Below are 8,471 nucleotides of genomic sequence, written 5' to 3'. Positions count from 1 at the left end.
CTTTAGAGTGCCTCAAAAACCGGTCAAAACTACTAAAATTTACTCCGAACAGGGTGAATAAGGCCCTATTTCCTTTAAACGCAATAGAGAAATTTCGATTTGGAAGCACTTTAGCAGCTGTTAAGTTAATGATATTGCAGTTAATAGTTATCAGTTTGCAGTATTCCCGGATCCCTTTTGAACGTGAGAGGCATCCTTTTATAAAAAAGCATTCATTTTTGTTGTCATACAGAAAAATGGCCCGCTATCAAATTCTGATGCGGGCCACCTTAACTGATAACTAAGAACTGATCACTGATAACTATAAGTTCTGCAGTTTTCAATAATTATTGTTTGTCAGTCTTTTATTTCCAAACCGGATCAGAAGGAATCTTTCGTGAATTCCCACTTGTTTACGGTGTATTTGTCGATGACTTCCCAGTTCGGTTCGAAACCGGTGCCCACTTTCTGGGGGACCCGGATCATGGCCCGCTGATCAATGAAAGTAGAGGGAGTCACGATATCCATGGCATAGTAACGGTCGCTGGCCGGAAGGTCATTCGGATACTGATAACCCGGAAGGGTGGCTGCGGCGATATTGTGGCCCCGGGCGATGCCTGCATCCAGCATGCCGCCGGACCATACGTAAACGCCGTGTTCGGAGGCGTATTTCTGGATCTTTCTCGCTTCCGTGAGGCCGCCGACTCTGGCTACCTTGATATTGATGATTTTGCAGGAGCCCAGTTCGATGGCCCTTCGCGCATCATCCACGTCCAGAATGGATTCATCCAGGCAGATCGGGGTCTGGATGGATGCCTGCAGATGGCGGTGATCCACGATATCATCGCAGGAAAGAGGCTGTTCAATCATGAGGAGGCCATATTGGTCCATTTCTTTGAAAAGATCGATATCTTTCAGGGTATAGGCAGAGTTGGCATCCACCATGAGCATGATGTCCGGGAATTCCTTGCGGATGGCTTTGACGTATTCGATATCCTTGCCCGGTTTGATTTTGCATTTGACCCGGCGGTAACCCTGGGCCATGTATTTTTCAATGGTCTTCAAAAGGTCTGCCGGAGTGGCTTCCACGCCGAGGGATACACCGGTTTCCACTTCCGTTTTATTTCCGCCCAGGGCTTTCCATTCAGGGATGGAGAGTTCTTTGGAATAGATTTCCCAGAGAGCGCAGTCCACAGAGGAGCGGGCCATCTTGTTTTTGCGGATCCAGTCCGTCTGGTCATGGAAATTTTCCGGAGAGTCATAGTCCAGCTGGAAAAGGGAGGGGATGATGAAATTTTTGAGAACTACCAGGGCGCCTTCGGTGGTTTCTTCATTGTACCAGGGGCGGAAGAATGCGGAGCATTCACCGTAACCCTTGTTTCCTGCATCATCTTCCAATTCCACTACGGAGAAATCTTTTGCCGGGAAGAGACCGAAGGAGGTGCGGAAGGGAACCTTCAGGGGGATCTTCATCTGGCGGATAGTGGCTTTTGTGATTTTCATGATGAAGTCCTTTCAGGAAGTCAGTCGGCAGAGACTTTGAGGAGAATGCCGATCATGAGCTTTGTACGCTGGAAAAGGCTGTCTACGTCGGCCCATTCTTCTACGGTATGGTTACGGCTGCCTTCTACGCCGATAGAGCAGAGGGTCGGGATGCCGGCTTTGCAGGTGTAAGCCGCATCGGATCCGCCGCCGCACAGTTTCGGACCGGGGATGGGGAAGCCGTTTTCTTTGGCTACTTCTTTGGCTACTTCCAGGAGTTCCATATTTCCCGGGATTCTTTCCATCACGGCAAATCCTACGCTTTCCTCGAAGGTGGTCTTTACGTCTTTGATATAGACTTTATTGACGATATCCATAACTTTTGCTTTCAGTCCCGGCAGGTCTTCATTGCTGATATAACGGAAATCGCATTCAATGCGGCAGTGATCCGGAACTGCATTGGCTACGGTGCCGCCTTCGATGGTGCCTACGTTTACATTGTAGCCTTTATCATAGTCGGTCAGATTTTCGATATCGATGATCTTGTGAGCCATTTCCAGAATAGCGCTGCGGCCTGTCTTCGGTGCATTGCCTACGTGAGCGCCGCGGCCCCAGGTATCCAGGAAGAATCTCCAGCAGCCTTTACGCTGTACGGTGATGTCATGATCGGTGAAGCCGGTTTCAAAGTTGAAGCAGCATTTAGCGCCTTTGGCTTCTTTTTCAATGACTTCCGGGTTATTGGAGAATGCATGGGCCGGTTCTTCATCGGCTACGAAAATGGCTTTGCAGGGGAAATCATAGCCGGCATCGTGAAGGGCTTTCAGAGCGGAAAGGGCGATGCAGTCGCCGCCTTTCATATCCAGGACGCCCGGTCCGTAAGCTTTGCCGTCTTTAATGGTGAAGGGGCGTTTCAGCGGTTCGCCTTTGAAGAAGACGGTGTCCATATGGCCCATGAGGATCGGGTACGGTTTGGAGAGATCTCCTCTTTCGCCGATGATGGTATCGCCGCATTTTTCAAAGTGATAACGGCGGATGGTGAATCCCAGGGATTCGAGGATGGAAGCGCAGAGATTGCCGATTTCCATGCCCCCTTCTTTTACGCCGATACCGGAATCGATGGTAACCATCTGTTTCCAGAGGTCTACCATGCTGTCTTTGTTTGCGTCTACCCAGGCGAATGCTTTTTCTTTAACATCCATTGTAAGAAAGCTCCTTTCATAAATTGAAAAAATAGTGGAAATAAAAGGGATTCAAAAAACGGGAATCAATGAAAGCAGAGGGAATTATTTCTTGTTTCTTACATATTCTACTCTGGAAACAGCCACACCCAGAAGGATGAGGACGATGTTCAGGACATAGTTCGGAATGTGGACCATTTTGAATACATAAGCGATCACGAAACCGATGGCGATGGTAATGGCGCCGACTTTCAGATGTTTCAGGGAAAGCTGGGCATATACGGCACCGAATACGGCGGGAAGGATATACTTGAATCCTGCAGTTACAGCCGGCGGAACCATGGCCAGTACGGAATCACCGATAATGGTAAAGAGGGTAATAATGGTAACCGATACGAAAATGGAACCGGTAATACCAATAACTGCCATGACATCTCCTTCCGGAGTGCCGGGTTCATAACCGGCAGCTTTCTGGGCCATGGTTACGGCTGGGGCACGGATATCGGCGCAGTTGCCTGCGAGCCATCCGATATAAGTACCGGAAATACCGAGCATGGAGAAGAAGGTGACCGGCTGGATAAACCAGGATACGGCATAAGTAATGGCTGCTACCGTCCAGATGGTAACGATATCGCCCGCGGAAGGCCCTACGCCATAAGCGAGGTAGAAGAAAACAGCCGGAATGAAATTGGCAATCATGCCGCAGAGAATGGTAATCGTACCGATCCGGACCTGATTTTTACGGAATCTGGCTAATTCGTCCATGGTTTACTCCTTTCAGCCGAAAATGGCGCTTGTCAGATACATACCAACCAGCATGGCAATGCCGAGAGCCAGTTCCTGGAGTCTCTGCTGTTTGGCGAAAACTTTGGAAATAAAGACCATCACTGCTGCCGAAGAGCAGGCTGCTACCCAGTTGCCGGGCTGCAGACTTACGAGACGGGGTGTAAGGAGGAAAGCGAAAAGGCCGATGGTTGCGCCGGCAGTGAGCATTTTGATCCAGTTCACATCGTACTTCGTATTCAGCTTTTCCACATAACTCCCCATTTTCGGGGTAAGGATGAAAGTGAAGAACATCCAGCCGAAGTTATTGAGAGCGGAACCCCAGAGGGCATAGGAGAAACCCAGTTCATTGAAATTAGAGGACTGGGGATCCATACCGATGATTGCAGTAGCCTGGGTTACCATGGCCAGTTCCGTACGGGCTGCGCCGATATCATTCATACGCATCCAGGCAGTCGGTGCGCCTAAAACGGCAATTAATGCCAGAAGGATGATGACCGGCGACATGGATGGTCCGATGGCGGTAATCATGGCAGAACGCATACCGGCTTTCCACTTGTCGCTGGAAATGTTCAACCTTTTTGCCTCCTTCAGCGCAGAGCGGAGATAAATGATGCTCTGTACGAGGACGACGATAATCATCACAGATGATGCCAGCCACATACCGGGGCTGTTTACTACTTCTTTCAGTTCCATAATTTTACACTCCCCTTGAAATACCTTGGAACTACCTGAAAATCCAGTGACCTACGGTCATATCATCAATGGCCTTTTCGTCCACGTTGTACCGGATACCGTTTTCCTCATCCGGTACGATGATGGTACATCTGTCTGTAATGTCCACCATGGGATCCGTGATATCCCGCTTGAAATACCGGCTGGCCGCGGCCACATCATGGGCCAGTTCGGTAAAGCCCGGAAGGCTGGCGAAGGATACATTCTGGGCTCTCCCGATTCCCAGCTCCGTCATGCCGCCGCACCACACAGGAATGTGGTTTTCCAGGCACAGGTCATGAATCCTCTTACCTTCATACATACCGCCGCAGCGGCTGGACTTGATATTGATGACTTTGCAGGATCCAAGACGGATAGCCGCTTTGGCTGCATCGTAGGAGACGATGGATTCATCGAGGCAGATCGGCGTCTCGATGGCTTTCTGCAGGATGGAATGTTCCACGATATCCTCTTCCCCGAGAGGCTGCTCGATATACTGCAGATGGTATTCATCCATGGCTTTGAAAAGGTCGATATCTTTTAAAGTGTAAGCGGAATTCGCATCCACCGTGAGGGTGATATCTGGGAATTCCTTCCGGATGGCTTTGATGACTTCGATATCCTGACCGGGATGAATCTTGATCTTCGTCCGGTGATAGCCGAGAGCGAGATATTTATCAATGATCCTCAGGAGATCATTGATATTGTCCTCAATCCCCAGGGAAACGCCTACTTTGATTTCCTTCTGGGTACCGCCCAGGAGGGTCTTGATGGATTTCCCGGTGCGCTGGGAAAGGAGCTCCCACAGGGCATTTTCCACGGCAGCCTTGGCCAGACGGTTGCCTTTGATATAGGCGAACTGCTCCATGAATTCCTTCGGCCCCGCCACTTCCTGATGAAGGATTTTCGGGATGATCATGTTCCTCAGGATGTGAAGAACGGTACCATTATCCTCCGGATTGTAAAAAGGTCCGTAAAAAGCTTTGCATTCGCCCCAGCCTACGAGGCCCTCGGAATAAATCTTCACCAGCAGGGCGTCCCTGTTCTCAAAACTGGTGAAGCTTGTCCGGAATGGATGGACGAAAGGGTTCCATACCCTTATGATGTCCACGCGGTCAATTCTCATGGTTTCCTCCTCTGCTCCTGCAAAATAAAGGCCGTGAAAGTTTCTTTGCTTTCACGGCCTCCTTGCTCTGATACTGCACAAAAAAATGTCTTGACAATGCCAAATCCCTGTACATCTTTTTCAGTTACTGTTATCATATAGGAAATAAAGTGTCTTTAACAGGACTTTAACCTGTCCCAAAGGGGTGAATCTCCATGAAAATCGGTTTCGTCTGTCCTCAGGAAGTGGTAGATGATATCCTGCCCTATCTGAGGAAGAAATTTCCCAAAGACACCTTCGTGTCCGTATCCTATCCCACCATTTCCGCCATCCCTGAGATCCTCTCCGGAAAGCAGAGCCGGGCCGATGCCTTTCTCTTTCTGGGAGAAACGGCCCTCCACTTCACCATGAGGCAGATGCACCTTTCAGCCCCTTTTTTCCTCATCCACCGCACTACGGCTTCCCTTTTACGAATCCTGGTCCATGCGGCCCTGGACGGGTACTCCATGCGCATTGTCACCGACTGCATCCAGAAAGACCTCTTTGAGACAGCCCTGCAGGATGCGGCGCCGGAAGAAATAGAACTTATTACGATGCCTTCTTTTCCCTACAGCGATAAACTTCTCCGCACCGATGCCAGAGAGCTCGCCCGGATTGTGGAAAATGGAGAAGCGGATTTCGCAGTGACCATGTATTACAAGGTCTATGCGATATTGAAAAAACAGGGCACCCCGGCCTTTTATCTCCGCCCGTCCCTGGAAGACATACGAAATGCGGTACACCAGCTCATCCTCACCCGGGAACTGACGCCGGAAAGCGAGGGAGGAACAGCAGTCCTGGCGGTGTGGATGGAAGATACGGAAAAGAATAATGACATCAATGAACAGGAAGTCCGAAAACTTCCTGCCTACCGGTACATTTACCGCTTTGCCAGCGCCATTCACGGAGCCTGCCTTCATTCAAAGAATGGGACATTTTACATCTTTGCACCCTACAATGAACTTTCCATGGTGACCCGGAGATTCCATGAACTTCCCTTCGTGAAAGAACTGAAAACAGTGACCGGCTTTACTGCTTCCGCAGGCATCGGTTTTGGCGTCAATCCCATGGATGCCTGCAGCCATGCCGATGAAGCCATGAAAATAGCAGGAGAAAAGAAGAATGACAGAGTCTACCTGATCGGCGCCGATGGCAAAGAAGTCTCCCTCTCCGGCGACCGGTCCATGGTACCGCCCAAAAAAGATAAAGATGAACCGAAGGAACGATTCGAAAGGATGGCCCGGACCTATGGCGTCACACCGCTCCTCCTCGAAAGGCTCCGCCATATCTGTGAAGAAGAAGAAAGAACCGAATTCACCTCCAAAGAACTGGCCGACTTCACAGGCATCACACCCCGCACCATGAACCGGATCATCCTCCGCATGGAAGATGCGGGACTCTGCGAAGAAAGAGGGAAAAAATACTCCGCCACCGGCGGAAGACCCAGCCGCGTCATAAGGCTGCTCATTAAAGAGGATAAATGAGGACAGCCCTCAGCCATTGGTTCTCAGACGATAGAAAAATATGCCAGTCCATTTCAAATCCAAATAAAATCAGGCCCGCCTCAACATTCTGAGGCGGGCATTTTTATGGCCATTGTGAACGGACTACTTGATAAAACCACCTGCCGCTCAACCGGGTCCCGGAGTTGTGAAGCTTCACTAAAGGCCAGCCTCCCGTGGAAACGGCGCTGCCCATACAGTAAACCGATCCGAAATCCGTCTGCCATTTCGTATGGCAGACGGATTTTTGCATGGAAATCATGGGCCTTCGGGAAGGGAACCCGGAACTCCTGAAAGGCAGGGGTGGGGATTCCCCCATTTTCATTTCCGCCTTCCGGGGGCCGCCAGGCGGACATCCTTTGACCGGAAAGCGGCACCCTGGAAATAAAAGGGATGACCTGCCGGGAAATTATATTCTCCCTGCGATTCCTCCATCCGGCGAAAGCGCCCCGCAGGAAAGACTGCTTTTAGAGAAATATCCCCAGGCAGGGACAAAACGTTTCGGATATCCAAATAATAAAATTTGTCATGTTGAAATCGTTGGAAAAATGATGTATTATATGTTAATCATATGGTTTTAAACTAAAACCATATGGCTCAAATCATTACAATATGGCTCAAATCATTGAGCCCGTTTAGCGTATTTTGTTCCGGGAGGATCAGAAATGAATCGTATTTACAAAGTCATATGGAATGAAGCGAAGCACTGTCATGTCGTAGCCTCTGAACTGGCAAAAGGACATGCGAAGAGCAATACCGGTAAAAATGGGACCGGAAGAGGCGGCCTTAGCCTGATTATAGCTGCACTGCTGATGGGAATCGCTGCTTTCTCCGGCGCAGGACAGGAAGCAGGCGCCTTTACAATTTGGTCTTCCATTCCGTCGAAATATACACAAGACTGGGGCAAAGACAAATTCGACGGACTGGCTTACGGCGAAGACGATTATGGTAAAAAGACGCTCAATATTCTTTTGGCAAATAACAAATATATCAGCGGGTATTTTTCTGACTGGGTCACCACACTTGCCGGGGATGAGAACTGGGTCACCGCACTTGCCGGGAATGAGAAATTTACCAGGGAAATCATCCAGAAGGCTCCAGATGACTATAAGGATCAGTATACCTACAGCATTACCTCCGTCAAAAAGGCACCGTCCGGCGAATCCGGCTCTTCCAGCAATACCACCGAATACACATTAAAGACCCTGAAAAACGGGGAGGAAACAGGGGACAAACAAACCTTTACCGATACCGATACCCATGCTAATATTTCCAGTGCTTCTTTGAATGGGCAGAAACTGACCATTACGGATACGGACAACCACTCCGCGGAAGTTAACCTTTCCGGACTCTATACGGCAGGAAAAGCCATCAATATTACTGATGGAGCAATCGGAGTAAAGACAGCAGATACAAACAGCGGACTCGATGCAGCGGATGGACTGAAAGTAAAGGCCAAGACTAATGGCGGAATCACTATCGATGAAAACGGATTGTCTGTAAATACGGCTGCCATTAAGAGTGCCATTGATACTGATACCCATGCGAATATCAAAGAAGCAACACTTACCGGACAGACGCTGAAAGTAACGGATACAGATGATCATTCTGCAGAAGTAAACCTTTCCGGACTCTATACGGCAGGAAGCGCTATCAATATTGCTGATGGAGCAATCGGAGTAAAGACAG

General features: G+C 49.4%; 7 protein-coding genes. 2 read left to right on the top strand and 5 right to left on the bottom strand.

Annotated features, from left to right (window positions below; translation table 11 throughout):
- Nucleotides 1-360: 360 nt before the first annotated feature.
- The 5 genes from menC (VZT47_RS08285) to menC (VZT47_RS08265) form a co-directional block, all read right to left on the bottom strand.
- Nucleotides 361-1,482 (bottom strand): o-succinylbenzoate synthase, encoded by a 1,122-nt coding sequence (gene menC, locus VZT47_RS08285; protein WP_330224499.1) that lies wholly within the window; start codon nucleotides 1,480-1,482, stop codon nucleotides 361-363.
- A 20-nt stretch (nucleotides 1,483-1,502) separates the two neighbouring features.
- Complete coding sequence (locus VZT47_RS08280; RefSeq protein ID WP_330224498.1) at nucleotides 1,503-2,660, bottom strand: M20 family metallopeptidase; 1,158 nt, start codon at nucleotides 2,658-2,660, stop codon at nucleotides 1,503-1,505.
- 84 nt (nucleotides 2,661-2,744) lie between these two features.
- A complete protein-coding gene (locus VZT47_RS08275; RefSeq protein WP_330224497.1) occupies nucleotides 2,745-3,404 on the bottom strand; it encodes a hypothetical protein in 660 nt (219 codons plus the stop codon).
- Nucleotides 3,405-3,416: 12 nt separating this feature from the next.
- Nucleotides 3,417-4,118 carry a DUF5058 family protein gene (locus VZT47_RS08270; RefSeq protein ID WP_330224496.1) on the bottom strand — a complete coding sequence of 234 codons (702 nt, stop codon included), beginning with the start codon at nucleotides 4,116-4,118 and terminating at the stop codon, nucleotides 3,417-3,419.
- A gap of 31 nt (nucleotides 4,119-4,149) precedes the next feature.
- Nucleotides 4,150-5,262 (bottom strand): o-succinylbenzoate synthase, encoded by a 1,113-nt coding sequence (menC, locus tag VZT47_RS08265; protein ID WP_330224495.1) that lies wholly within the window; start codon nucleotides 5,260-5,262, stop codon nucleotides 4,150-4,152.
- 194 nt (nucleotides 5,263-5,456) lie between these two features.
- Here menC (VZT47_RS08265) and VZT47_RS08260 point away from each other — a divergent pair, with 194 nt between their 5' ends.
- Nucleotides 5,457-6,764: a helix-turn-helix domain-containing protein gene (locus tag VZT47_RS08260; protein WP_330224494.1), complete on the top strand. Its 1,308-nt coding sequence runs from the start codon at nucleotides 5,457-5,459 to the stop codon at nucleotides 6,762-6,764.
- 683 nt (nucleotides 6,765-7,447) lie between these two features.
- On the top strand, nucleotides 7,448-8,471 hold a 1,024-nt coding region (locus tag VZT47_RS08255; RefSeq protein ID WP_330224493.1), incomplete at its 3' end, for an ESPR domain-containing protein.

Source organism: Dialister sp., from assembly GCF_036343215.1.
Lineage (GTDB): Bacteria > Bacillota > Negativicutes > Veillonellales > Dialisteraceae > Dialister.
The sequence above is the reverse complement of the archived record's forward strand: the minus strand, read 5'-3'. Positions and strand labels throughout refer to the sequence as shown.